This is a genomic window from Agrobacterium sp. CCNWLW32, from assembly GCF_037083425.1.
Classification (GTDB): Bacteria; Pseudomonadota; Alphaproteobacteria; order Rhizobiales; family Rhizobiaceae; genus Agrobacterium; species Agrobacterium radiobacter.
The window spans coordinates 197,214-222,115 of the sequence record NZ_JBAOJM010000008.1; the positions used below are offsets into that span (position 1 = coordinate 197,214).

General features: G+C 60.9%; 21 protein-coding genes. 14 read left to right on the forward strand and 7 right to left on the reverse strand.

All coding sequences use genetic code 11. From position 1 onward, the window contains the following. Window positions 1-2: 2 nt before the first annotated feature. Genes V6R85_RS17845 through V6R85_RS17855 form a run of 3 tightly spaced genes read right to left on the reverse strand, consistent with a single transcriptional unit; the run spans window position 3 to window position 2,874 of the window. Entirely contained in the window at window positions 3-1,067 is a 1,065-nt protein-coding gene (locus V6R85_RS17845) for a FecCD family ABC transporter permease (protein ID WP_112357207.1), read from the reverse strand. Continuing rightward, window positions 1,064-2,077: a FecCD family ABC transporter permease gene (locus tag V6R85_RS17850; protein WP_020809010.1), complete on the reverse strand. Its 1,014-nt coding sequence runs from the start codon at window positions 2,075-2,077 to the stop codon at window positions 1,064-1,066. Before V6R85_RS17850 ends, V6R85_RS17845 begins: the two co-directional genes overlap by 4 nt. After that, complete coding sequence (locus V6R85_RS17855; protein ID WP_020809009.1) at window positions 2,074-2,874, reverse strand: ABC transporter ATP-binding protein; 801 nt, start codon at window positions 2,872-2,874, stop codon at window positions 2,074-2,076. The genes V6R85_RS17850 and V6R85_RS17855 overlap by 4 nt, the downstream gene beginning before the upstream one ends. 214 nt (window positions 2,875-3,088) lie before the next feature. On the opposite strand from V6R85_RS17855, the gene V6R85_RS17860 reads away from it, so the two are divergent. Further along, complete coding sequence (locus V6R85_RS17860) at window positions 3,089-4,390, forward strand: NtaA/DmoA family FMN-dependent monooxygenase (protein ID WP_020809008.1); 1,302 nt, start codon at window positions 3,089-3,091, stop codon at window positions 4,388-4,390. Window positions 4,391-4,392: 2 nt separating this feature from the next. Here the strand turns inward: V6R85_RS17860 and V6R85_RS17865 are convergent, their stop codons facing one another. After that, a complete protein-coding gene (locus tag V6R85_RS17865) occupies window positions 4,393-5,169 on the reverse strand; it encodes an IclR family transcriptional regulator (RefSeq protein ID WP_020809007.1) in 777 nt (258 codons plus the stop codon). A gap of 295 nt (window positions 5,170-5,464) precedes the next feature. On the opposite strand from V6R85_RS17865, the gene V6R85_RS17870 reads away from it, so the two are divergent. Next, window positions 5,465-7,531, forward strand: a complete 2,067-nt coding sequence (locus V6R85_RS17870) for a TonB-dependent receptor (protein ID WP_077998773.1) — start codon at window positions 5,465-5,467, stop codon at window positions 7,529-7,531. Between the two features lie 82 nt (window positions 7,532-7,613). Here V6R85_RS17870 and V6R85_RS17875 read toward each other — a convergent pair whose 3' ends face one another. Continuing rightward, entirely contained in the window at window positions 7,614-8,801 is a 1,188-nt protein-coding gene (locus tag V6R85_RS17875) for an acyl-CoA dehydrogenase (RefSeq protein WP_087746705.1), read from the reverse strand. A 96-nt stretch (window positions 8,802-8,897) separates the two neighbouring features. Between V6R85_RS17875 and V6R85_RS17880 the strand changes: the two genes are divergently transcribed. The 8 genes from V6R85_RS17880 to V6R85_RS17915 all read left to right on the forward strand — a co-directional run bounded on the left by V6R85_RS17880 (window position 8,898) and on the right by V6R85_RS17915 (window position 17,537). Then, a complete protein-coding gene (locus V6R85_RS17880) occupies window positions 8,898-9,818 on the forward strand; it encodes a LysR family transcriptional regulator (protein WP_129565621.1) in 921 nt (306 codons plus the stop codon). Window positions 9,819-9,952: 134 nt separating this feature from the next. After that, entirely contained in the window at window positions 9,953-11,014 is a 1,062-nt protein-coding gene (locus V6R85_RS17885) for a LacI family DNA-binding transcriptional regulator (protein WP_003504734.1), read from the forward strand. Next, window positions 11,011-12,033 (forward strand): ABC transporter substrate-binding protein, encoded by a 1,023-nt coding sequence (locus tag V6R85_RS17890; RefSeq protein WP_003518109.1) that lies wholly within the window; start codon window positions 11,011-11,013, stop codon window positions 12,031-12,033. The genes V6R85_RS17885 and V6R85_RS17890 overlap by 4 nt, the downstream gene beginning before the upstream one ends. 169 nt (window positions 12,034-12,202) lie before the next feature. Then, window positions 12,203-13,030, forward strand: coding sequence for an ABC transporter permease (locus tag V6R85_RS17895; RefSeq protein ID WP_003504739.1), 828 nt, complete (start codon window positions 12,203-12,205; stop codon window positions 13,028-13,030). Beyond that, window positions 13,027-13,806 (forward strand): ABC transporter permease, encoded by a 780-nt coding sequence (locus tag V6R85_RS17900; protein ID WP_045019321.1) that lies wholly within the window; start codon window positions 13,027-13,029, stop codon window positions 13,804-13,806. Before V6R85_RS17895 ends, V6R85_RS17900 begins: the two co-directional genes overlap by 4 nt. Continuing rightward, window positions 13,799-14,824: an ABC transporter ATP-binding protein gene (locus tag V6R85_RS17905; protein ID WP_129565619.1), complete on the forward strand. Its 1,026-nt coding sequence runs from the start codon at window positions 13,799-13,801 to the stop codon at window positions 14,822-14,824. The genes V6R85_RS17900 and V6R85_RS17905 overlap by 8 nt, the downstream gene beginning before the upstream one ends. Window positions 14,825-14,826: 2 nt before the next feature. Next, window positions 14,827-15,747, forward strand: coding sequence for a nucleoside hydrolase (locus V6R85_RS17910; RefSeq protein WP_129565618.1), 921 nt, complete (start codon window positions 14,827-14,829; stop codon window positions 15,745-15,747). After that, complete coding sequence (locus tag V6R85_RS17915; protein WP_020810853.1) at window positions 15,744-17,537, forward strand: adenine deaminase; 1,794 nt, start codon at window positions 15,744-15,746, stop codon at window positions 17,535-17,537. Before V6R85_RS17910 ends, V6R85_RS17915 begins: the two co-directional genes overlap by 4 nt. Window positions 17,538-17,564: 27 nt before the next feature. On the opposite strand, the gene V6R85_RS17920 is transcribed toward V6R85_RS17915, so the two are convergent. Next, on the reverse strand, window positions 17,565-18,488 hold the full coding sequence (locus tag V6R85_RS17920) for a LysR family transcriptional regulator (RefSeq protein ID WP_003504744.1): 924 nt from the start codon (window positions 18,486-18,488) through the stop codon (window positions 17,565-17,567). 92 nt (window positions 18,489-18,580) lie between these two features. On the opposite strand from V6R85_RS17920, the gene V6R85_RS17925 reads away from it, so the two are divergent. Next, entirely contained in the window at window positions 18,581-19,828 is a 1,248-nt protein-coding gene (locus V6R85_RS17925; protein WP_336377105.1) for an MFS transporter, read from the forward strand. A 29-nt stretch (window positions 19,829-19,857) separates the two neighbouring features. Here V6R85_RS17925 and V6R85_RS17930 read toward each other — a convergent pair whose 3' ends face one another. Beyond that, window positions 19,858-21,030, reverse strand: a complete 1,173-nt coding sequence (locus tag V6R85_RS17930) for a M20 aminoacylase family protein (protein WP_031234007.1) — start codon at window positions 21,028-21,030, stop codon at window positions 19,858-19,860. A 210-nt stretch (window positions 21,031-21,240) separates the two neighbouring features. On the opposite strand from V6R85_RS17930, the gene V6R85_RS17935 reads away from it, so the two are divergent. The 3 genes from V6R85_RS17935 to V6R85_RS17945 all read left to right on the forward strand — a co-directional run bounded on the left by V6R85_RS17935 (window position 21,241) and on the right by V6R85_RS17945 (window position 24,902). Further along, a complete protein-coding gene (locus tag V6R85_RS17935) occupies window positions 21,241-21,948 on the forward strand; it encodes a phosphoribosyltransferase (protein WP_020810855.1) in 708 nt (235 codons plus the stop codon). Between the two features lie 207 nt (window positions 21,949-22,155). Next, window positions 22,156-23,211, forward strand: a complete 1,056-nt coding sequence (locus V6R85_RS17940; protein WP_060726726.1) for a dipeptidase — start codon at window positions 22,156-22,158, stop codon at window positions 23,209-23,211. 50 nt (window positions 23,212-23,261) lie between these two features. Next, window positions 23,262-24,902, forward strand: coding sequence for an ABC transporter substrate-binding protein (locus tag V6R85_RS17945; protein ID WP_020813230.1), 1,641 nt, complete (start codon window positions 23,262-23,264; stop codon window positions 24,900-24,902).

Below are 24,902 nucleotides of genomic sequence, written 5' to 3' on the forward strand. Positions count from 1 at the left end.
CTTCAGTGGCTGTTGGTTCTGCGCAGCGCCTGCAGGCGCAGCGTGAGGATGAAAAGCGGCACGCCGATCAGCGTCAGCGCAAGGCCGATCGGCATCGGCGTATCGGCCACCAGCCCGCGCGACAGCGTATTGGCGGTTACCACCAGAATACCGCCGGTGAGACCCGAGAGGAAAAGTCTGGCGCGGCCGACTGCCGGCGAAACGAAGGTGGCGAGATGTGGGGCGATGACGCCGAGAAAAGTCAAAGGACCGACAGCCGTGACGGAAGCGGCGCTGAGGATCACCGCAAAAACAATGACGAGCGGGCGCGAATGCCTGACCGTTTCGCCAAGCGCCATGGCCATTTCATTGCCGAGATCGAAAACGGCGAGCGCCCGGCCGATGAGAAAAATACCCAAAAGACTTGCACCGAAGAGGGGCGCGAAAACGAGGATGGTCGGCCAGCTTGCCTGAAACAGCGAACCCGCCATCCAGTCCGCCAGGGCCAGCGAGGTTTCGGCCGGCGTATAGAGCAGAAGCACCGATGAGACGGAGGAAAGCGCTGATTCGATTGCGATCCCCATCAGCAATATGGCTAGACCGCTCGAGCGTTCGCGCCCGACGAGCGCGATGAGAAGAAAGGCCACGGCAAGACCGCCGCCGATAGCCGCAAGCGCCACCAGGGTCTTGGCGGCGGCCGGCACCAGCACCAGAAGCAGCATGATGGTGGTCATTGACCCCTGGCTCAGTCCGAAGAGCCCGGGATCGGCCAGCGGATTGCGGGCGACGGATTGCAGCATCGCGCCTGCCAGCGCCACGCTCCAGCCGGCCATGAAACCGAGCAGGATGCGCGGCAGCCGCACCGTCCACAGCGCATAGGCCTGATCGTCGCTGAGATGCCCGCCGGCGAGGCCGCGGAGTAGATCGATGAGGCCGGTTTCGGTATTGCCGAGGCTGGCGGACAGGGCGGCGAGCACCAGCACCAGCGCAATCAAGACAAGGCCGGCTTTCAGATTGCCGATGCCGATCTGCAGGCCGCTTGGCAGCCGCAGCACCGCTTTGCCGTCGGTGGCGAAATGCCGCTTCATGAAAGCCCCCTTGCCGAGGGCGAAAGATAGAAGCGTTTGACGATGACGATGAAAACGAGGCCTCCAAGCAGGTCCATGAACAGCCCGGTATTGACCACATAGGGCGCAAACAGGGTTTGCGCGCCAAGATCGGCCAGCACGCAGAGGCCTGCCCCGACAAGGGCGGACGCCGGCAAGGCGAGCGTGAAATTCACACCCACCAGCGGCCTGATCATATGCGGCACGATGAGGCCGACGAAACCGATCGGGCCGCAGATCGCCACCGCCGAGCCTGAGGCCAGCATGGTGGCAAAAAGCGCGATCCGGGAAATGCGCGTGACATTCACACCGGCGGAAGCGGCCTTTTCCGCGCCCAGCAGAACAAGCGTCAGCGGCCGGGCGACCGCCCACAATATCACCAGCGCAATGGCGCCGATCCACCAGAAATCGAACAGGCGCTCGGCATAGACGTGGTTGATATTGCCACCCACCCAGCTCAGGAATTCGGCGCGCCGCGTGGGGTTGGAGAGAAGCAGGGCATTCGTCACGCCGATCAGCAGCATCGAAACCAGCGCGCCGGAAAGGATGAGCGACAGGCCGCGCGGATCGTTTGATCGTCCGGCGAGGCGCGCGACGAAAAAGCAGGCGGCAAAGCCGAAACCGGCGCCCGCGAGCGCCACAAGCCCCTGCACCTCGGGAGAGAAATCGAACACCAGTGCGCCGGCGATCACAAAAAGCGTCGCCCCGGCATTCAGCCCCAGCGTGGAGGGCGAGGCGAGGGGATTGCGGACAAGCCCCTGCAGCACGCAGCCGCTGACGGCGGTGGTGGCGCCCACATAAATCGCAATCAGCGACCGCGGGATTTGCTGATAGAGAAGCACCGACTGCTGATAGGTATCGGCCTCGCCACGCCAGAGCGTCGCCGCGATTTCGGCAAGCGGCATCTCGGCAGCCATCACCACCAGATTGAAGATGAGGATGGCGGCCAGCAGCAGCGCGGCGGCAAAAATCAGCGTTATTTTAGAGGTCATGCCGGAATGGCCTGTTCCTGCCGCTCCAGCCGGGGCACGCAGATGAGCCGTCCCTGACGGGAGAAGATATCGGCTTCGAGATCGAAGACCTCGGCGACATTGGCTGATGTGACCGTACTCGTCACCGGCCCGGACGCCAGAACCCGCCCGGCCTTCAGCATGATGACATCATCGGCGAAAGTGGCGGCGAGGTTGAGATCGTGCAGCACGACGATAACCGTCTTGCCGTGCCTGTCGCTCAGTTCGCGCACGAGGCCGAGAACGGCATATTGGTACTTCATGTCGAGATGGTTGACCGGCTCGTCCATCAGGATCACGTCCGTGTCCTGCGCCAGCACCATGGCGATGAAGGCGCGCTGGCGCTGGCCGCCGGACAGCGTGTTGACCTGTGCTTTCGCCTTGTCTTCCAGCCCGACGGTCTTCAGCGCCTCGGCAAAAAGCGCCCGGTCGCGTTCGGTCGGGCCGCCTGCAAGACCGTAACGGGCGTAACCGGCAAGCTCGATCAGCTCGCCAAGCGTCATATAGTCAGGGCAATGGCATTCCTGCGGCAGATAGGCGATGCGGCGGGCGAGGTCCCGGCGTCCGATCTCGCCGATCAAACGCTCGCCCAGGCTTATCCTGCCTGATGACAAAGGCAGGAAACCCATGATGGTCTTCAACAGCGTCGACTTGCCGCAGCCATTGGGGCCGACCAGCGCGGTAACGCGACCGGCTCGGAAGCGGGCGGACAGTCCTCTCAAGACGGGAACATGGCCATAACTGGCGTGAAGGTCCGTGGCGTCAAGCACCGGATACAACTCCTGTTATTCATGCGGCCATGCGTCGAGACGCCGCACGGCCGTTATAACTATTTGAATTTAAACATCGAACTAGCAGAAAACGTGTTTCTTTCCGGCAAGGGCGATGGTGTGGTCTTGAAGCGACACTAAACTATAGTAAAACTCTCCACAAATCGAAATTTGCCGATTCAGGGCGTGAATTTCTTACCGGTTATTTCAGTCGAGGTGCATCATGTCAGTCGCGACCAAGCTTCATGTCGGCATGTCGCTGGCCCCAACCTGGCTCAGCGGCGAGGCGTGGCGGCGTGCCGACAGCGGTATAAACGGGGTGTTTTCCAGCGATTATTTCGTCGATCTGGCGCAGCGTGCGGAGGCCGCGCATGTGGATTTCGTGTTTAGGCCGGATACGCTTTTCCTGCGCACCGAGGGGCTGGAAACCGGCGGCGGATTTGCCAGCATGGACCCAACCATGCTTCTTTCCGCCATCGCCCGGGAAACCAGCCATGTCGGCCTGTTATCCACCGTATCGACCACGTTTCTGCCGCCCTATGTGGTCGCCCGCCAGATACAGTCGCTGAACTGGCTGAGCAGCGGCAGGGCGGGGTGGAACATCGTTACGGCGCTGGAGGGGCACGAAAATTTCGGCCTGAGAGAGATGCCTTCACCGCAGGAGCGCTATGAGCGCGCCGCCGAATTCACGCAGGTCGTACAGCAGCTCTGGGCGAGTTTTCCAAACGAAGCTCTTAAACTCGACAGGGAAAGCGGGCGGTTCGCCGATTCCTCGCTGGTGCATCCGGTCGCGCATGAGGGCAGGCATTTCAGTGTCAAAGGCCCGCTCAACCTGCCGGCCCATGCCAGCCGTATTCCGCTGGTGCAGGCGGGCGCTTCGCCCGAAGGCCGTGATTTCGCCTCGTCGGTGGCGGACGCCGTCTTTGCCTCAACGCCGGATATGCAGGCTGCCATCGAGCTCCGGGCGGATTTGCGGCGGCGTGCTGAGGGCCATGGCCGCAACCCCGACGGTGTGAAGCTGATGCCGGGCCTCAGCCTTTATCTGGCGGATAGCGGCAAGGAGGCGCTGGAGCTCTTTGCGGAAACCCATGCCCGCGCCAACCGCGGCCGCGCCGTTGCCTCCATCCGCGATATGACCGGCCTCGATCTTTCGGACTGGCCATTGCAGCGGGTCGTGACTGCATCTGACCTGCCGCCGCCACCGGAGACACCGAGAAGCCGTACCCACGCAAATCTGCTGCGCCGGCTGATCGAACGGGAGACGCTGAGCGTCGCCGATTTGCTGCGACGGCCAGAGGTGATGGGTTCCGGCCATTGGCAGATCATCGGCACGGTTGACGATGCTTTCGAGACCATCCGCGAATGGGCGGCGGCCGGCGCCTGTGACGGTTTTGTCGCGGTGCCCGGCGGTTCGGTGGCATCCATGCGGCTGGTGCTGGAGCGGTTGCTGCCGAAACTCGCCGATGCCGGGCTGTTCCGCACGGCCTATTCCGGCTGCACCTTCGCGGAACATCTGGCCGAATAGGCTTATGCGCCGCCGGATTCGGCCGTCGCCTGTCTGGCCGCCTCGATCAGTCGGGAAAAATGCTGTTCGGCCTCGGCGTTGGCCACGAAGGATACGGTGGTGACGACGCAACAGAGTTCGCCCTGGGCGTCAAAGACCGGCGCGGCCTTGCCCGTCAGGGCGGAGAACAGATGTTCATTGAGTTCCGCACCACCCACCTCGCGAATGGTTTCCAGAACTCTGGCATCCGGGCGGGAGCCACGAAAGGCCGCCGGTTGCAGCTTGCGCACCGCGGCTATCCTCTCCGGCGGCAGGTAAGACTGGAAGACCAGCCCGCAGGCGCTGTTATCCAGCGGCAGAACATCGCCGAGCGCCACGGTGCTGATGGAAAAACTGGCGCTTCTTGCCCATCGCACCACGGTCGGGCCGCGTTCGGTCCAGATCGCCACGCCGCAACTGGCGCCGATTTGGGCGGCGAGCGCTTTCATCTGGCGACCGGCGGTTTCGACCGGATTGATTCGCCGGAGCGCACTGATGCCGATCCCCAGCGCCGCCGGTCCAAGATCGTAACTGCCGCTTGCGGGGTCCTGCGTCACCAGTCCCTCCCGCACCAGGCTCTGCATATAACGATGGGCGGTGGAACGGCCGGTGCCGGCGCGTTTGGCCAGTTCGCTAAGCGCAAGCGCCGTATCCGATCTGGCGAGAAGGTTGAGAAAACGCGCCGCGATCGATACGGATTGAATAAGCGCCGAGCGCTTTTCGCCCTCGTTTTCGGGCGCTTCGTCCGCTTCGTCATCCATGGCGTTCAAGCTTGTTCCCCCGTGTATCGAGAAATGCCTAACGCATCCGGGTGAAAATCGGAATCGATTTCTGCGGACTTTTCAGTGGCTTTCATTCGCAACGCCGTGATTGCCGACGAGGCGCTGATTAAACTTTGTTGTAAATATGGCACATCCCGTTACGGAAGCCTTTTTGTCCGCAATACAGAACGCATTCTCTATTGCGAAACGGATAACGCTTCCGTTACTTGAATATGACTTTAATACTCATGTTTTTTAGGGGTGTGTGATGGGGTTTAGCTCTAGCGGTCGTTTGATGAGCGGGGTCAGCGCTCTGACGCTGGCGACGATGTTTGTGACGCCGGTTCTCGGTCAGGATCAGCAGGCTGAGGCGGCGGGCACGACCGTGTTGAAACCGATCGTCGTGACCGGTGAAAAAGTGGCGCGCGACATGAAGAACACGGCTTCGTCCGTTTCGGTCAAAACCGCCGAGGAAATCAGGAAGGAAAAGACCGGCGACCCGACCGTGTCGGAAGCGATCAAGGATATCCCGAACATCGTTTATACCGATAATGTCAGCGCTCCCATCATCCGCGGACAGGATACACAGGGACCGAATACCGGCTCCATCGCCTTCTTCACCGGCACGGTGCCGCGCGCCACGATCAATGTCGACGGCCATTATCTCGGTTATAACGAGTTCATCTATGGCGCGAGTTCCATCTGGGATGTCGACAGCATCGAGGTCTTCCGCGGCCCGCAGACCACCTCGCAGGGCGCCAACGCCATCGCCGGCGCGATCCTCGTCAACACCAAGGACCCGACCTTTACGCCTGAGGCTTCCTATCAGGCCGAAATAGGCAATTATCACCAGAAGCGGGCGTCATTTGCCTTTTCCGGACCGTTGATCGAGGATGAGCTGGCGGCGCGCATGGCGATCGATTATTCCGGCCGCGATACCTTCATCGATTATATCAATTCCGCATTTGCCCATGACGGCACCGATCAGGATTTCAAGGAATTCAACGGCCGCTTCAAGCTGCTGTGGGAGCCGTCGGAAATCCCCGGCCTTTCGACGAAGCTGACCTATTCCTATAATGCTTCGAACCGGCCGAGCCAGGAGGCGGCGTCGCGTCCCTTCGAGGATCTCAACCACATCACCACCACGATGCCGAATTTCAGGCAGTACACCAATACCGGCATTCTCGATATCAATTACGATTTCGAGAACGGCGTGAAACTGTTCAACCAGACGCAGTTTTCCGCCTCCACCGCCAAACGCCGGGTTGGTATTGCAAATAACGGCGATGCGGATGTCGATCTCAAGAACACCTCGCACGAAACGCGCGTCACCTTTGGCGATCAAGAGGATGTGCTGAGCGGTGTCGCGGGCATTTATTACGCGCATACGAAAGCCGACGAGGTGCTTTATCTGCGCGGAACATCGCGCTTCAACGACACCAAAGATAATCTCGGCCTCTTCAGCGAGTTGAGCTATCGCCTGACCGACCAGTGGACCCTGACGGGCGGCCTGCGCTACCAGCAGGACCAGATCCAGCGCGCCGGTTACCGGACGCTGAGCGCCACCAGCAGAAGCTCGGTCAATTATGACGAAACCTTCTCGGAAATCCTGCCCAAGGCGTCGCTGGCCTATGCCATCAACGACGACTGGACAGTCGGCGGCCTCGTCAGCCGTGGTTATAACCCCGGCGGCGTCGCATTCGACCTGACCACCAGCAAATGGCGGAGCTTCGACAAGGAAACAATCTGGAACTACGAGCTCTTCACCCGCGCCAGCCTGCTGGACGATACGCTGACGGTGAACGGCAACCTGTTCTACATGGACATGAAGAACGCCCAGTTTAACGTGCCGGTCGTCGTCTCCACGGGTATCAGCGAATCCTACACCGTCAATGCCGAAGAGGCTCATGCTTACGGTCTGGAAATCGGGGCTGATTACCGGGTTCTCGACAATCTGACGCTGAAGGCCAGCGCCGGTCTGCTGAAGACGAAAATCGACGAGATTTCCAGCAACGCCGCCTATGTCGGCAAGGAATTCGCCAAGTCGCCGGGTTACAGCTTCACCATCGGCGCAAGCTGGGATGTGACGGACAAGTTCACCGTTTCAGGCCAGGTGCGCCATCTCGACGGTTATTATTCCGACACGGACAACAAGGCCGTTTATGCGATCGATCCCTATACGATCGCGGATGTGCGGGCGAGCTACAAGTTCCAGGACGAGCTTGAGTTCTACGCCTACGTCAAGAACGTCTTCGATGAGCGCGCCCCGACGCTGATGAAGGAAAACCGCGGCATTGGCGGCATCGAGGCCAGCATGACCGAACCGCGCATGTTCGGCATCGGCGTGCGCGGCACGTTCTGAGCCAAACAGCGAACTCGAAAAAAAGGCCTTCCAAGCGATCTTCGAAGGCCTTTTTCTTGATGAAAACGATGCAGATAAAGCCTCAGAAAAACGCCTGAATGCCCGTCTGCGCCCGGCCGAGGATCAGCGCGTGGACGTCATGCGTGCCCTCATAGGTATTGACCGTCTCGAGGTTCTGCGCGTGGCGCATGACGTGATATTCGATCTGGATGCCGTTGCCGCCATGCATGTCGCGGGCCTGGCGGGCGATATCCAGCGCCTTGCCGCAATTGTTGCGCTTGATGATGGAGATCATTTCCGGCGCCATTTTATGCTCGTCCATCAGCCGGCCGACGCGCAGCGATGCCTGAAGGCCAAGCGCGATCTCGGTCTGCATGTCGGCGAGCTTCTTCTGGTAAAGCTGCATGCCGGCCAGCGGCTTGCCGAACTGCTTGCGGTCGAGACCATATTGCAGGGCGCGAAACCAGCAATCTTCGGCAGCACCCATCACACCCCAGGAAATGCCGTAGCGGGCGCGGTTGAGGCAGCCGAACGGGCCTTTCAGGCCGGAAACATTGGGCAACAGCGCGTCTTCGCCTACTTCCACACCGTCCAGAACGATCTCGCCGGTGATGGAGGCGCGCAGCGACAGCTTGCCGCCGATCTTGGGGGCGGAGAGGCCCTTCATGCCCTTTTCCAGCACGAAACCCCTGATCTGGTTGTCATGGGCTTCCGATTTCGCCCAGACGACGAAGACATCGGCGATCGGCGCGTTGGAAATCCACATCTTCGAACCGCGCAGACGATAACCGCCGGCGATCTTTTCAGCACGGGTCTTCATGCCGCCGGGATCGGAACCGGCATCCGGCTCGGTCAGGCCGAAACAGCCGATCAATTCGCCGGAAACGAGGCCGGGCAGATATTTCTTCTTCTGCTCGTCCGAGCCATAAGCGAAGATCGGGTGGATAACGAGCGAGGATTGCACGCTCATCATCGAGCGGTAACCGCTGTCGATCCGCTCCACCTCGCGGGCGACGAGGCCATAGGCGACGTAGCTCGCATTGGCCGCGCCATATTCTTCCGGCAGGGTCACGCCGAGCAGGCCTTGCCGGCCCATCAGGCGGAACAGTTCCGGTTCGGTGGTTTCGGAAAGATAGGCCTCGGAGACACGCGGCAAAAGTTCCGATTTGCCGAAGGCGGCGGCGGCGTCGCGGATCATCCGCTCGTCATCGGTCAGTTGGTCTTCGAGCAGAAAAGGGTCCTGCCAATTGAATGCTGCGTGTTCGCTCACTTTATGCCTCCGGATTTGCTGGCCGGATTATTCGTATTGGAGCGCGCACGCACAAGCCATGTTTACTCATTTTTGCATTACATATAGTAATGGCTCATGACGTCTCTTAGCCGCAAACTTCTGCCCTCCACCAGCGCGCTCGCCGCCTTCGATTCCGTTGCAAGGCTCGGCAGCTTTTCCGCCGCCGCGGAGGAGTTGGCGCTGACGCAAGGGGCGATCAGCCGGCAGGTTATGTCACTGGAAGAACAGCTTGGCGTGCGCCTGTTTGAACGCGGTGCGCGCGGCGTGGCGCTGACGACCGAGGGTCGCGCTTATGCGAAATCGATTGCCTCCGCCCTCGGCGAGATACGGTCCGCGTCGCTGCAGATCATGACCAAAACGCATGGCAATACGCTGAACCTCGCCATGCTGCCCACCTTCGGCACCCGTTGGCTTCTGCCGCGTATCCCGGATTTCGTGGCGAACCACCCGGAAATCACCATCAATTTCGCCACCCGCATCGGCCAGTTCGACTTCGAGCGCGAGCAGCTGGATATGGCGATCCATATCGGCCAGGCGGACTGGCCGGGGGCGGAAAGCACCTTTCTGATGCATGAAATGGTTGCGCCGGTGTGCAGCCCGCAATTTCTCAGTGCTCATCCCGTCGAAAAGGGAGAGGACATCGCCGTCCTGCCGTTGCTGCACATGGCCTCGCGGCCGGGCGCGTGGGGCCACTGGTTCGAAAGCCTCGGCCTGTCGCTTGCCTTGCCGCAAGGCATGCGCTTCGAGCAGTTTTCCAGCGTGGCGCAGGCCTGTATCGCCGGCCTCGGCGTGGCGTTAATGCCGCTTTTCCTGATCGATAACGAGTTGAAGTCTCGGCAACTGGTGAAAGCCTTCGATCATCAGGCCAAAAGTCCAAGCTCTTATTATGCGGTAGCGCCGCTTTCGCGCGCCAATCACGTTCCGGTCGTGCTGTTTCGTGACTGGCTGGTGCGGCAGGTGGAGGCCTATCGTGCGGCGAGCATGACAGCCTCATAAAAATAATCGCACTTTTTTCGGGCATTTAGACTTTATGCCCAGGTTTTCGCCGTGTTTTGCCGTCTTGCGGACTCGACAGGAGAGCTTAGCTGGATTATCTTGATTAAACGTTTAATCAGCCCTTCCGGACCATCATGGCGTCTTCACGGCCTGCCACCAATCTGAGCGCGATAGCAGCGGCACTCGGCGTGTCGGTGGCAACCGTGTCCAATGCGCTCTCCGGCAAGGGTCGTGTTTCGCCTGAACTGGTGGAGCGTATCCGCAAGACCGCAAGTGAGCTTGGTTATGTGCCGAGTTCGGCGGGCAGGGCGCTGCGCACCGGCAGATCAGGCGTTCTGGGGCTGGTTCTGCCTGACATCGCCAATCCGCTTTTCCCACAGATCGCGCAGGCCATCGAAAAGGCGGCGGTCTCTGCCGGTTACGGTGTGCTGATTGCCGATGCGCGCGGCGAGATCGCCATGCAGACGGATGCCATCAACCGGCTGATCGAGCGCGGTGTGGATGGCATGGTGGTCGTTCCCCGCCGCGGCACGCGCATTGCCGATGTCGATTGCCCTGTTGCGGTGATCGACAGTCCCTCGACACCCGGAAACACGGTTGCCGCCGACCATTGGGATGGCGGCCGGCAGGTTGGCGAATATCTGGCGGGGCTTGGCCATCGCAAGGTGGTGCTGGTGGGCAAAAACCGGGATTCCAATGTGCAGAACGACCGTCTTGGCGGTATTCGCGATGGTCTTGGCAAGGCATGCGTGACGCAGACGCTCTGGGTGGACGCCATTGAACAGGCGGACGGCGCGGGTTGCCGGCTTGGTCTTGCCGACAGGGTTTCCGAAGGTTTCACCGCCTTTGCCGCGGTATCCGATCTGCATGCGCTACGCGCGCTCACCGAATTGCAGCGTGAGGGCATCGAGGTGCCGGAAGAGGCGAGCGTCACCGGTTTCGATGATCTCATCTTTTCCGCGGTGGTCACCCCGCCCTTGACGACCATGCGCATGGATATGGGCCGCATAGCCGATTTGGCCGTCGGCGCGCTGCTGCGCGCAATCGACGGTGCGGGTGAAAACGGCGTCGCTGTCGATGTGACGGCGGACATCTCGAAAGTACCGATGGCGCTGATCATGCGCGGCTCCACCGGCGAAAAAAAGCATGATGCGATTGAAGCCAAAAACACGACAGCAGGAGAACTCACACCATGAAAAAGATCATTCTTGCATCGGGCACCGCCCTGATGCTGACGATGGGTGCCGCGCAGGCGCAGGACAAGACGCTGACGATCTCGGTCTACGCCTTCGCGCAGGACGAATTCAAGGAACTGGTCTATACACCGTTCGAAAAGCAATGCGGCTGCAAGCTGGTCGTCGAGACCGGCAACAGCGTTGAGCGCCTCGCCAAGATGGAGGCCAACAAGGCCAATCCGGTGGTCGATCTCGCCATTGTTTCCATGGCGGATGCGCTTTCCGCCACCCGCAAGGACCTGATCCAGAAGATCGATGCCGCCAAGGTGCCGAATATCGGCAAGCTCTATGACATCGCCAAGGATCCGAATGGCGACGGCATGAGCGTCGGCGTCAATTTCTACGCCACGTCAATCGTTTACCGCACAGACAAGATGAAGATCGATAGCTGGGCCGATCTTTTGAAGGACGGTATCGTTGACCACGTCGCTTTCCCGAATGTCACCACCAATCAGGGCCCGCCGGCGCTTTACATGCTGGGCAAGGCCATCGGCAAGGATACGCCTGATCTCTCCGGCGCTATCGAAGCCGTGGGCGAAAAGAAGGACGATATCGTCACGTTCTACGTGAAATCGTCGCAGCTGGTGCAGCTCATGCAGCAGGAAGAAATCTGGGCCGCCCCCATCGGCCGCTTCTCCTGGGCGCCGTTCACCAAGCTTGACCTGCCGCTCGCCTGGGCGACACCCAAGGAAGGCCAGACCGGCGGCATGAACGTGCTCGTGGTGCCAAAGGGCACGAAGAACGAAGATCTGGCGCTGCAGTTCATGGATTTCTGGCTCTCGACCGACGTTCAGAAGGCGCTGGCCGAAAAGCTCGTGGACAGCCCGACCAACAAGGAAGTCAAGGTGTCCGACGAGGTGGCGAACAATATCACCTATGGGGACGAAACCGCAAAAAGCCTGCAGCTCATTCCTTCCGCCGTGACGCTCGACAACCGTGACAAGTGGCTGTCGGAGTGGAACGCCAAGGTCGGTCAGTAAGTCCTTATCAAGGTTTGGAATGGGGCATTTAAAACGTCCGAAAGGGCGGCTCCATTCCCGGAAAAGCGGTTTGGTCGTCCCCTGACCGCTTTTCCACCTCTTAATTCCGCAAGCTGGCCCTGGCCGCTTGCAGTAACAATCGGCCGCAGGCCGTTCGGGGAATAAAGCGATGTTTCAGAACCGGGCCGAAGCGCTGGCGCTTGCCTTGCCCGCCGCTATTTTCGCGGCGGCGGTCTTTCTTGTGCCGGTCTTCATGCTCCTGTCGGAAGGCTTTCACACCACTGACGGCTGGACATTGTCCGCTTACGCCGATTTCTTCTCCGATCCGCTGAACAGGGCGGTTTTCCTGCGCACCCTGAAGCTTGGCGCGCTTGTCACCATCGTATCTGCGGTGGTGGGTTATGCGGCGGCTTTCGCCATCGTCAATCTGTCGCAGGGCGCGAAAGGACATGTCGTCAATCTGGTCGTCTTGCCGCTGATGATCTCGCCGGTTGCCCGCACCTATGCCTGGATCGTCATTCTCGGCAGAACCGGCATCGTCAACCAGGCGCTTCAGGCGGTAGGACTGAGCGATGCGCCGATCCGCATCCTGTTTTCCGAAACGGCTGTTTTCATCGGCCTTCTGCAATTGTTCCTGCCATTGATGATCATTTCCCTCATCAGTGCGCTGGAGAATATGCCCAAGGATACGATCGCAGCCGCCCGCGTTCTCGGCGCAAACTGGCTGCAGGTGTTCTGGAAGGTCATCCTGCCGCTCACCAAGGAGGGGCTTGTTGTCGGCGGCACGCTGGTCTTCACCGGTTCACTCACGGCCTATATCACGCCGGCCATTCTCGGCGGCTCCAAGGTGCTGATGCTGGAAACCCTGCTCTATCAGCAGGTGACGGTCTCCAACAATTTCGTCGCCGCCAGCGTCATCGCCTTCATCCTGATCGTCATGAGCTTTGCCGCCAATATCCTGCTGAAGCGCATCGCCACCGCAAGGAACAAGAAATGACCCGGCAGCTCTTCATTCCGCTCACGCTCCTGCTCGTTGTCGGCTTCCTGATCGGGCCGTTCCTCATCATCGTTGCGGCCTCGTTTTCGGCGGGCGATACGCTCGCCTTTCCGCCGCAGGGCTTTTCGCTGAAATGGATCGCCAAGGTCTTTACCGTGGAAAGCTTCCGCGAAAGCTTCGCGATGTCGATGTTCCTTGCCATCGGCGGCACATTTACGGCGCTTATCCTCGGCATTCCGGCCGCCTACGCCATGTCGCGCTACAAGCTGCCTTTTGCGGAAACCGTGCGCACGATCGTTTCGGCGCCGATCATCGTGCCGGGCATTATCGTCGGTCTAGCGCTGTTGCGTTATTTCGTCGTGCCCTTCGGCATCGGCATCACGCTTGCCCTGTTTCTCGCCCACACGGCGCTCATCCTGCCCTATGCGGTGCGGGTGGTTTCGGCCAGCCTCAACAATCTGCGCTCGGATATCGAGGAGGCGGCAGTGCTGCTCGGTTCGTCGCGGCTTGGCGCGTTTTTCCGGGTGGTGCTGCCCAATATCCGCGGTGGCATCCTCTCCGCCTTCATTCTCGGTTTCGTGACGAGTTTCAATCAGGTGCCGGTGTCGCTGTTCCTGTCCGGCCCCGGCGTGCGCACGTTGCCCATCGACATGCTGGGCTACATGGAAATCGTCTTCGATCCGTCCGTCGCCGCACTCTCCTCGCTGCTCGCCTTCCTTTCCATCGGCATCGTCTTCATGGCCGAACGTTTCCTGGGGTTCTCCCGTTATGTCTGACGCAAAATACCTTTCGCTCCAAAAAGTCTCGCTCGCCTATGGCGGCAATGTCGCCGTCAGGGATCTCGATCTCGATATCCGCAAGGGTGAGCTTCTGGCCTTGCTCGGGCCTTCCGGCTGCGGCAAGACCACGACGATGCGCGCCATTGCCGGGCTGATGCCGGTGGCGGGCGGGCGCATCGATCTCGATGGCGTCGACATCACCCGCGTTGCTGCCAACAAGCGCGCCGTCGGGCTGGTGTTCCAGTCCTACGCACTCTTCCCGCATCTGACGGTCTATGAAAACGTCGCATTCGGCCTGAAACTCAAGGGCATGAACGGCAAGGCGCTTGATGACAAGGTCGCCTCCGGTCTGAAGTCCGTGGGATTGTCGAACTTCGCATCGCGCAAGCCGGCCGAGCTTTCCGGCGGCCAGCAGCAGCGCGTGGCGCTGGCGCGCTCCATGGTCATGGAGCCGAAGGTGCTGCTGCTCGATGAGCCGCTCTCCAACCTTGATGCGCGCCTCAGGCTTGAAATGCGCACCGAATTGCAGCGCGTGCAGAAGGAAACCGGTGTGACGATGATCTTCGTCACCCATGACCAGATCGAGGCGCTCGCACTGGCCGACCGTATTGTCGTCATGAAGGGCGGCAAGATTGAGCAGATCGGTACACCGGAAGAGATCTATAATGCGCCGGTTTCCGCCTTCGTGGCGGATTTCGTCGGCTTTGAAAACATCTTCGCGCTGGAAGGCGGCGCGTTGAAAACCGAAAACGGCACAACACCGCTTACCGGACCAGTCCCTTCAGCATCTGGACTGGCCTGGCGGCCGCGCATGGTCACCCTTGGTTCAGGTCCTTTCCAGGGAACCGTGCGCGGCACATCCTTTGCCGGAAATACCCGTGAGTACCTGCTGGATACGCTGCTTGGTCCCATCAAGGCGGAGACCGATGCTGCGCTGACCGCCCATACGATCGGTGATACGCTCGCCTTCGACCTTCCGGTCGAAAAGGCGGCAAGCCTCAAGGTGTTTGGCTGATCATGGGTGTGTGGATCGATACCGATATGGGCTTTGACGATATCGCCGCCATCATGGTGGTGCAATCGGCAGGCCTTGCCATAGACGGCATTTCGCTGGTCTTCGGCAATGCGACGCTGGATGTTGTCTGCAGCAACGCCGCAGGCGCGGTCGCCGCCTTCGGCTGGTCCATGCCCCTCCATCAGGGCCGTGCCAAACCCGTCCTTGGCGCGCTCGAAACCGCACAATGCATTCTGGGTAACAGCGGCATTCCGACCGTCGGCCGTAGCCTGCCGGATGCGCCCGCTCTGCCGCAAAGCGACGCTTTCACTGCGCTGTGCGGCTGGCTTGAGGGGGCAGGCGAAAAGCGCATCCTCGCGCTCGGCCCGCTTACCAATATCGCCGCCCTTTGCCTTGCCCGGCCCGATCTTGCCGCGAAAATTTCCGATCTGACCTGGATGGGTGGCGGCGTGACGAGCGGCAACCACACCGCATCTGCCGAATTCAACGCCTTTGCCGATCCGGAAGCGCTGGCCATCGTGCTTTCTCACGGCCTGCCGCTGCGCATGGTCGATCTGGACGCCTGCCGCAAGGTCACCGCCTCGCCAGCCGATGTGCTGCCGATCCGAAATGCTGGCGGCAAAAACGCCGGCATGATTGCCGACCTGCTGGAAGGTTTCATCGGCATCGCCACGAGACGCGGCAGACCGGCCATGGCGCTTTACGATCCCGTTGCCGCTGTCGGCTTCACCTCCGAGCTGCTTGGCTGGCGCTATACGCGGATCGATGTCGAGCTTCACGCGGCGCTAACGCGCGGGCGAACGGTGGTTGAGCCGCGCGCCGACAAGGTTGCCGCCTTCAACGCGCATTTCGCCGACACCGTGAATGCCGAAGCGGCAAAGGCTGCGGTTCTCGAGGCGTTGCGCCGCGAGGCTGCCCGATGAGTGCACAATCCCCGATACGCGAGCCGGTCGATCTCAACGACGATGCGCTGCGCGCCCGCGCGGTTGCCGCTGCGCGCGGCGATGCGGCTTTCGATGTTCTCATTACCGGCGGAACGCTGGTGGATGTGGTGACGGGGGAGCTTCGCGCCGCTGATATCGGCATTGTCGGTCCGCTAATTGCCAGCGTTCACGAACCGGCAAGCCGCAGCGATGCTGCGCAGCTCGTCGACGCGTTGGGCGCCTTTGTCTCGCCCGGCCTCATCGACACGCATATGCACATCGAAAGCTCGATGATAACGCCCGCTGCCTATGCGGCAGCCGTGGTTGCCCGCGGCGTCACCACTATCGTCTGGGACCCGCATGAATTCGGCAATGTCCATGGTGTCGAAGGGGTGCGCTGGGCGGCGAAATCCATCGAAAACCTGCCGCTGCGCGCCATTCTGCTTGCACCCTCTTCAGTGCCATCAGCACCGGGGCTGGAGCGCGGCGGCGCTGATTTCGATGCCGGAATTCTCGCTGATATCCTGTCATGGCCGCAGATTGGCGGGGTTGCGGAAATCATGAACATGCGCGGCGTCATCGACCGCGATCCGCGCATGAGCGGCATCGTACAGGCCGGTCTCGTCTCGGAAAAGCTGATCTGTGGCCATGCGCGCGGCCTGAAGGACGCCGATCTCAACGCCTTCATGGTGGCCGGTGTTTCTTCCGATCACGAGCTGGTCTCGGCTGAAGACCTGATGGCGAAGCTTCGGGCGGGGTTGACCATCGAGCTGCGCGGCTCGCACGATCATCTGCTGCCGGAATTTGTGGAGGCGCTGAATGCGCTCGGCCACCTGCCGCAGACGCTGACGCTCTGCACTGACGATGTTTTCCCGGACGATCTGTTGCGGGGCGGCGGGCTGGATGATGTGGTGCGCCGCCTTGTCCGTTATGGCCTGAAACCGGAATGGGCGCTGCGCGCCGCAACACTGAATGCTGCGCAAAGGCTTGGCCGTGCCGATCTCGGCCTCATCGCCGCCGGTCGCCGCGCCGATATCGTCGTCTTCGAGGATTTGAGTGGTTTTTCAACCCGTCATGTCTTGGCCGGTGGCAGGGCGGTTGCGGAAGCCGGGCATATGCTCGTCGACATTCCAGCCTGCGATGCGACGGCGCTCGAAGGCTCGATGAAGCTGCCGCTGCGCGCAGCCCATGATTTCAGGGTTGCCTGCGAGGGCGCAAGGGTGCGCCTTGCCACCATCGACCGCCCACGCTTCACGCAATGGGGCGAGGCGGAAGCCGAGGTGAAGGATGGTTTTGTCGTTCCCCCCGAAGGCGCCACGATGATTTCCGTCACCCACCGCCACGGCAAGGCCGAGCCAATTACCAGGACCGGCTTCCTTACCGGCTGGGGACGCTGGAACGGCGCCTTCGCCACCACCGTCTCGCATGACAGCCACAACCTCACTGTCGTCGGCGGTAATGCCGAAGACATGGCGCTGGCCGCCAATGCGGTGATTGCGACAGGCGGCGGCATGGCTGTCGCCTCTGAGGGTAAGGTGACCGCGCTTCTACCCCTGGCGCTCTCCGGCCTCGTTTCCGATGCGCCGCTTGAAGACGTAGCACAGGCTTTCGAGGAATTGCGCGCCGCTGTCGGCAAGGTGGTCGAATGGCAACCGCCCTATCTCGTTTTCAAGGCCTGTTTCGGTGCCACGCTCGCCTGCAATATCGGTCCTCACCAGACGGATATGGGCATTGCCGATGTGCTTACGGGACGGGTGATGGAAAGCCCGGTGCTTGCGGTTCTCGAATAGCGGCGGTTCGCATCTGCGGGCTGCGATTTATTCCACCTTGGGCCCGTCAGGCGTCTGTGTTTCACGCGCGGCAATGCGCGCTGCCATCACGAAATTCTTCACCACGGGCGATGTCGTTCCGCGCCGATAGGCGAGCGATATGGAAAGCTGTGGCGGCGGACCGCTGGAGGGCAGCAGGACGATGTTGTGCATTTTGACTTGTGCGACGGATTCCGGAACGAGGGAAACCCCGAGTTCGGCCGCGACCAGCGACAATATCGAGACGATTTGCGGTGCAGCCGGCCCGAGACGCGGCGTGAATCCAGCCTCCTCGCAGGCTTTTATCGATGCATCGTGAAGGCTCGTGCCGATGCTGCGTGGCGTCAGAATGAAAGGGTCGTCGCGCAGTTCCATCAGGTCTATGGCGGTTCCGCGCCGCGCGAGTGGATGGGATGCCGGCAGGGCGACCAGAAGCGGTTCGTCAGTGAGCACTTCCTCGAGCAACGTATCAGGGTCGGATTGTGAGGGGCGCAGCAGCGCCACGTCCAGCCGATCTTCAAGTAGGGCCGGCGTCAGTGCGAGAGCAGCTGCCTCCATCACCTGAAGTTCTACGTCAGGGTATTTGCGTCTGTAAGTGCGGATGCAGGCCGGAACCAGAGGGTTGAGCGCCGCCGTGCCGGTAACGCCTATTCTCAGGATACCGGTTTCACCGGCCGCCGCCCTGCGTGCAAGCCGGATACCTTCGCTCACCTGATGCGGAATATGGGTCACCGCGATGCGAAACGCATGACCCGCCGGCGTTAGTTCCGCGCCATGCGCGAGACGCCGGAATAGCCGCACGCCGATTTCCTGTTCCAGAACCTTTATCTGCTGGCTGAGCGGCGGCTGCGCGATTCCCAGATGTTCTGCCGCCCGCGTAAAACTGCCTTCATTGGCGATGGCCAGAAAATAGCGGATGTGCCTGAGTTCCATGATATTAGATCCAGATATGACAGGAACGCATTCCATATATTAGAATGAAAGACGGAGCTGCGCTATAGCTGGGAGCGAAAAGGACAAACCCGATGCGCCAGCTCAAAAAACAGGATTTCGCCCCGCCGATCGTCATGACGGAGGAGCCGCCGGATGTGCTCTGGATCCGGCAGGGAAGCCGCCAGTTTCGCCGGGCGAGTTGGGCGCTCTTTCTGGCCGGCTTCGCCAGCTTTTCGCTGATTTATTGCGTGCAGCCGCTGCTGCCGGAATTTCCGGCGGAATTCGGCATAAACCCCGCAACCGCATCGCTCGCCCTGTCGCTGACGACGGGAACGCTGGCCTTCGCCATTCTTCTCAGCGGTGCTTTTGCCCAGCTCTTCACCCGCCGAAATCTGATGTTCGTTTCGATGATGCTGGCCGCTATCGCCAATATCATTGCAGCAAGCACGGAAGGTTGGGCATGGCTGCTTGCCGCCCGCGCGCTGGAAGGGTTCGTGCTCGGCGGCGTTCCCGCCGTCGCCATGGCTTATCTTGCCGAGGAGATCGAACCTTCCAGTCTCGGCAAGGCGATGGGGCTTTATGTCGGCGGCACGGCCTTCGGCTCCATGGCCGGGCGTGTCGGCATGGGGCTGGTGTCCGCCTATACGTCCTGGCAGGTCGCAATGTATGCGCTGGGGGCGGTCTGCATCCTTGCGGCCATCGGCTTCCTGCTGCTTCTTCCGCCCTTGCGGAATTTCCGGCCGCAGCACATGCCGCTGAAAAATCATCTGAGAATATGGGCGCAACATCTTGGAAATCCTGAACTTCGGCGGTTCTATTTCCTTGGCGCGATGCTGACGAGCGTGTTCACCACCGTTTTCAACTATTGCGCCTTTCGCCTCGTCGCGCCGCCTTACGAATTGGGCCGCACCGCCGTCAGCATGATCTTCCTGACCTTTGCCCTGGGTATCGTCGCTTCCTCCTATGGCGGTGCTCTGGTCGACCGGTTCAGCCGGCGGATCATGCTGGTGGTTGCCTTTTCCACCATCCTTGCCGGTATCCTGCTGACCTTCGCCTCAAGCATCATCCTCATCGTGGCGGGGATTGCGGCGATAACCGTCGGATTTTTCATTGGGCATTCGGCTGCCAGCAGTGGTGTGGGTGCCAATGCGGGAGGCGCCAAAAGCCATGCTTCCGCGCTTTATCTGCTGTTTTATTATTGCGGAGCGAGCATCACCGGTTGGATCGGTGGCTGGTTCTGGATCCATGCCGGCTGGCCCGGCATCATGGCGATCACCGCCGGCTGCGCGCTTGCCGGAATTTTCGCCAGCCTTGCCGGTCCGAGCGCGCGGCGCGTCTGAGCGGCCATCGCCGATGCATCCGGCCGTTTTTACTCCGCCGCCAGTTCCTGCTCCACCAGTGTTGCCCAGAAAGCGACGCCGGGAACGATTGCCGCGTCGTTGAAGTCGTAGGAGGTGTTGTGGTGCAGCGCGCCATCCACCGCGGGGCCGTTGCCGAGCCAGACGTAGCAGCCGGGGGCCTCGCCCGCGAAAAAGGCGAAGTCGTCGCCGGCGGTCGAGGGCGGGAAGGCGGTGCGGGATTTGTTGCCGAAGACGGTCTTGGCGGCTCGGAGCGCCCGTTTCGTCGCATCGGCATCGTTGATGACGGGCGGAATGCGGCGGATGAATTCATAGCTTGCCTCGATGCCGAACATCGCCGCCGTACCCTTGGCGAGCCTGCCGATTTCCGTTTCAAGCTGGCTGCGCACCTCAGGCGCGTAGGCGCGTGCGGTGCCGCCGATTTCGACGAGATCGGGAATGACGTTGAGCGCCTTGGGGTCACCCGCCTGCACCGAGCAGGCGCTGACGACGGCAGGTTGCAGCGGATCGACGACGCGGCCGACGATGGTTTGCAGCGAAGCGAGGAAGGTGCCCGCCGCCGTTACCGGATCGCGGCCGAGATGCGGCTTGGCGCCATGGGTGCCGATGCCCTTGAAGGTGACGCGCCAGCTGTCGGACGAGGCCAGCTGTGGGCCTTCCACCACGGCCATCTCGTCGAGCCCAAGCCCCGGCATATTGTGCAGGCCATAGACCGCATCGCATGGGAACAGCGTGAAAAGCCCGTCCTCCACCATTTTCTTCGCGCCGCCTCGGCCTTCTTCGGCCGGCTGGAAGATGAAATGCACGGTGCCTGAGAAGTCGCGGGTCTTTGCGAGGTAACGCGCGGCGCCAAGCAGCATGGCGGTGTGGCCGTCATGTCCGCAGGCATGCATCTTGCCGGGAAATTTCGATTTATAGGGCCGGTCGGGCACCTCAGGCATGGCAAGCGCATCCATATCGGCGCGCAGGCCAATGCTGCGGGTGCCATTACCCACCTGCAGCGTGCCGACCACACCGGTGCCGCCAAGACCGCGATGTACCTTCAGCCCGGCGCGCTCGAGAAGATCGGCGACGATGGCGCTGGTTCTCTCCTCTTCGAAACCCAGTTCCGGATGCGCGTGCAGATCATGACGAAGCTCCGTCAGGAATGGCAGATCCTCGCCGATGCGATCCAGCAGTCTCATGGGAAGCTTGTCCTTGAATATGGGAAAAACCCGCGTCATAGGTGGGTTTGTCCGAATGCCTGTTGCTTTGTTTCCGTTCTAGCGGAAAAAGCCAATGAAATGAACCCGCCGCGTATTCGCGGTTGTTGAAATGCCTGATGCGCCGAACGGGATCGGCGCGGCCGAAAACCGCGTCCGCCTTGCGCGATCCCGATCCTGAAAGGAAAACCGATGCCGCCATCCGCATCGCCCGCCGCCCATTCTCCCGCCGCGCCGCATGAGTTCTGGCAGGATATTCTTCCGCCGGCCACCTTCGGTACGGCGGGTCCGCATTCCAGCTTTTTTCCGGCGGAACTGGATGATGGAAGGCAGATCTGCCTGCCCGTCCGGCCGCTTGCGGATGGGGAGCACGCGCTGGCATCGCTCATCGTCAATCAGGCGTCGTTCGCGGTGCTGGAGGCGCTGGCCGCCGATCTCGCCGCCAAGCTCGCGCCCTTCAATCCGGATGTCGTTATCGGCCTGCCGACGCTGGGCTTGACGCTCGCCGCCGCCGTTGCCCGGCATCTCGGCCATTCCCGTTACGTGCCGCTCGGCACCTCGCGCAAATTCTGGTATCTGGAGGAACTGTCGGTGCCGATGTCCTCCATCACCACCCGGCAGGAAAAACGGCTCTATATCGATCCCCGCATGCTGCCGCTCATCGAAAACAGGCGGGTGGCGCTGGTGGATGATGTGATCTCCAGCGGCAGCTCCATCGTATCAGGTCTTGCGCTTCTCGCCGCCTCCGGCATCCGGCCCGCTGTCATCGGTGCGGCCATGCTGCAATCGGATCGCTGGCGGGAAAAAATCGCCGCTTTCGGGCCGGAATGGCCGGAGCGGGTGAGGGGCGTTTTCGCCACGCCGCTGCTCACCAAAGCGGAAGACGGCTGGCGCGCCTGACGAAGCGCAAATTCCGGCAAAAGGCAAGTGGTGATAATTTCACCGCTGCCTAATTTGTGTCTTGCGAAGCTCGAAGAGATCGTCCTAAGATCACTTCCGACAGACAATAGCGGTCGGCGAACAATGCGCCGGTTTGCTTTCGCGCGGTGTCATCCCGGCGTCTGCCCGCCCCCGTTTTGTTCTTTCCGATGACTGGAATTTCTTCCCATGCATGCAGTGTTCGACGGTCATAATGATGTGCTGCTTCGGTTGTGGCGCAACAGCAAGGCCGGTGCCGATCCGGTGGCCGAATTTAAAAGCGGCACACGTGAGGGTCATATCGATGGCCCCCGGGCAAGGGCAGGCGGCCTCGGCGGCGGCATCTGCGCCATCTATATTCCTTCCGGCGACCTTATTCTGCAGGAACCGGATGAAAGCGGCCACTACAACACGCCGCTCGCCGCTCCGCTGGAGCGGCTGCCTTCGCTGGATATCGCCATGGAGAAGGCGGCGATTGCGCTGAGGCTCGATCGTGCCGGCGCCTGGCGGCTGTGCCGCTCCACGGCCGATATTCGCAAGGCCTTTGCCGAGGATATTTTCGCCGCGGTGCTGCATATGGAAGGCTGCGAGGCGATCGGCGCCGATCTCGACGCGCTGGAGGTGTTTTACGCCGCCGGCCTGCGGTCGCTCGGCCCGGTCTGGAGCCGGCACAATATTTTCGGCCACGGCGTTCCTTTCTCTTACCCCATGTCGCCAGATACGGCGCCCGGCCTCACCGATGCCGGTTTTGCGCTGGTGAAGGAGTGCAACCGGCTCGGCATTCTCATCGATCTCGCGCATATCACCGAAAAGGGCTTCTGGGATGTGGCCAAGACCACCAACCAGCCTTTGATCGCCAGCCATTCCAATGCGCATGCGCTCACCCCCGTCGCCCGCAATCTCACCGACAGGCAGATGGATGCCATCAAGGAAAGCCGTGGTCTGGTGGGTCTCAACTATGCCGTGACCATGCTCAGGGCAGATGCGCGCGACATTGCCGATACGCCGCTTTCCGACATGGTGCGCCATATCGACTACATGGTGGAGCGCATGGGCATCGATTGCGTGGCGCTGGGATCGGATTTCGACGGTGCGACGGTACCCGTTGGCGTTGCCGATGCCAGCGGCAACCACAATCTGGTTGCGGCGCTGAAATCGGCGGGCTACGGTGATGGAGAACTTGCTAAAATATGCCGGGAAAACTGGCTGCGCGTCCTATCCCAGGCCTGGCACGAGCCGGCCTGAAGGCAAATAAAAGCGAACTAAATCAATCTCATAACAAAAGGGGAGATCCTATGATCAAATCGCTCAACAAGTCCATGCGTATCCTCAGCACCAGCGCTGCTCTGTCGCTGATGATGCTGTCTGCGCCGCACGCTTTTGCCGCCACGCCGGCCGATACGCTGGTTGAAGGTTTCGCCATCGACGACATCATCACGCTCGATCCGGGTGAGGCTTTCGAACTCTCCGCCGCCGAAGTCACCGGCAACACCTATAGCAAGCTGGTTTCCATCGATCTCAACGACACGTCCAAGGTTATCGGCGATCTCGCCGAAAGCTGGACGACCTCCGAGGACGGCCTGACCTATACGTTCAAGCTGAAATCCGGCCTGAAATTCGCCTCCGGCAATCCGGTCACCGCTGACGACGTCGCCTTCTCCTTTGAACGCGCCGTGAAGCTCGACAAGTCGCCCGCATTCCTGCTGACGCAGTTCGGCCTCAAGAGCGATAACGTCACCGAAAAGGCGAAGGCTGCGGATGCGAACACCTTCGTGCTGACGGTCGACAAACCCTATGCGCCGAGCTTCGTGCTGAACGTGCTGACCGCGACCGTCGCTTCGGTGGTCGACAAGAAGCTCATCACCGAAAAGGCGAAGTCGGTAACGCCGAGCGCCGATTACAAATACGACACGGATTTCGGCAACGAGTTCCTGAAGACGGGTTATGCGGGTTCCGGCCCCTACAAGATCCTCGGCTGGAAGGCCAACGAAGCGGTCATTCTGGAAGCCAACCCGAATTATTACGGTGAGAAGCCGAAGCTGAAGCGTGTGGTCTATCGCCACATGAAGGAAAGCTCCGGCCAGCGTCTGGCGCTTGAAAATGGCGATATCGATGTTGCCCGCAACCTTGAGCCCGGTGACATGGAAGCCGTTTCCAAGAAGGAAGGCCTCGCCGTCACGTCTGCGCCCAAGGGCACCGTCTATTACTTCAGCCTCAACCAGAAGAACGAGAACCTGAAGAAGCCCGAGGTCATCGAAGCCTTCAAATATCTCGTCGATTATGACGCGATCGGTGAGACGATCATCAAGGGCATCGGCGAAGTTCACCAGACCTTCCTGCCGAAGGGCCAGCTCGGCGCGCTTGATGAGAACCCCTACAAGCTCGACGTCGCCAAGGCGAAAGAGCTTCTCGCCAAGGCCGGCCTGAAGGACGGCTTCACCGTGACCATGGATGTGCGCAACACGCAGCCGGTAACCGGCATTGCCGAAAGCGTACAGCAGACGCTGGCGCAGGCTGGCATCAAGCTCGAAATCATCCCGGGCGACGGCAAGCAGACGCTGACCAAATACCGCGCCCGCACCCATGATATCTATATCGGCCAGTGGGGTTCGGACTATTTCGACCCGAACTCGAATGCGGAAACCTTCACCATCAACTACGACAATTCCGATGAGGGCAAGAACAAGACGCTCGCCTGGCGCAATGCTTGGGACGTTCCTGATCTGACCAAGGAAACCCAGTCGGCGCTTTTGGAGAAGGATAGCGCCAAGCGCGCCGCCATCTATGAAAACCTGCAGAAGGAAGTTCTGGCGAAGGGTCCCTTCGTCATCATCTTCCAGCAGACCGAAGTGGCCGGTTACTCGAACAAGCTCAAGGGCCTGAAGCTCGGACCGAGCTTCGACACCAACTACGTCTATACGATCTCCAAGGAATGA

Coding starts and splice junctions, on each gene's coding strand:
- V6R85_RS17845 (WP_112357207.1), bottom strand. CDS start 1,067: ATGAAGCGGCATTTCGCCACCGACGGCAAAGCGGTGCTGCGGCTGCCA.
- V6R85_RS17935 (WP_020810855.1), top strand. CDS start 21,241: ATGCCGCCATCCGCATCGCCCGCCGCCCATTCTCCCGCCGCGCCGCAT.
- V6R85_RS17880 (WP_129565621.1), top strand. CDS start 8,898: ATGACGTCTCTTAGCCGCAAACTTCTGCCCTCCACCAGCGCGCTCGCC.
- V6R85_RS17905 (WP_129565619.1), top strand. CDS start 13,799: ATGTCTGACGCAAAATACCTTTCGCTCCAAAAAGTCTCGCTCGCCTAT.
- V6R85_RS17865 (WP_020809007.1), bottom strand. CDS start 5,169: ATGGATGACGAAGCGGACGAAGCGCCCGAAAACGAGGGCGAAAAGCGC.
- V6R85_RS17940 (WP_060726726.1), top strand. CDS start 22,156: ATGCATGCAGTGTTCGACGGTCATAATGATGTGCTGCTTCGGTTGTGG.
- V6R85_RS17870 (WP_077998773.1), top strand. CDS start 5,465: ATGAGCGGGGTCAGCGCTCTGACGCTGGCGACGATGTTTGTGACGCCG.
- V6R85_RS17915 (WP_020810853.1), top strand. CDS start 15,744: ATGAGTGCACAATCCCCGATACGCGAGCCGGTCGATCTCAACGACGAT.
- V6R85_RS17910 (WP_129565618.1), top strand. CDS start 14,827: ATGGGTGTGTGGATCGATACCGATATGGGCTTTGACGATATCGCCGCC.
- V6R85_RS17860 (WP_020809008.1), top strand. CDS start 3,089: ATGTCAGTCGCGACCAAGCTTCATGTCGGCATGTCGCTGGCCCCAACC.
- V6R85_RS17945 (WP_020813230.1), top strand. CDS start 23,262: ATGATCAAATCGCTCAACAAGTCCATGCGTATCCTCAGCACCAGCGCT.
- V6R85_RS17895 (WP_003504739.1), top strand. CDS start 12,203: ATGTTTCAGAACCGGGCCGAAGCGCTGGCGCTTGCCTTGCCCGCCGCT.
- V6R85_RS17900 (WP_045019321.1), top strand. CDS start 13,027: ATGACCCGGCAGCTCTTCATTCCGCTCACGCTCCTGCTCGTTGTCGGC.
- V6R85_RS17890 (WP_003518109.1), top strand. CDS start 11,011: ATGAAAAAGATCATTCTTGCATCGGGCACCGCCCTGATGCTGACGATG.
- V6R85_RS17925 (WP_336377105.1), top strand. CDS start 18,581: ATGCGCCAGCTCAAAAAACAGGATTTCGCCCCGCCGATCGTCATGACG.
- V6R85_RS17850 (WP_020809010.1), bottom strand. CDS start 2,077: ATGACCTCTAAAATAACGCTGATTTTTGCCGCCGCGCTGCTGCTGGCC.
- V6R85_RS17885 (WP_003504734.1), top strand. CDS start 9,953: ATGGCGTCTTCACGGCCTGCCACCAATCTGAGCGCGATAGCAGCGGCA.
- V6R85_RS17930 (WP_031234007.1), bottom strand. CDS start 21,030: ATGAGACTGCTGGATCGCATCGGCGAGGATCTGCCATTCCTGACGGAG.
- V6R85_RS17920 (WP_003504744.1), bottom strand. CDS start 18,488: ATGGAACTCAGGCACATCCGCTATTTTCTGGCCATCGCCAATGAAGGC.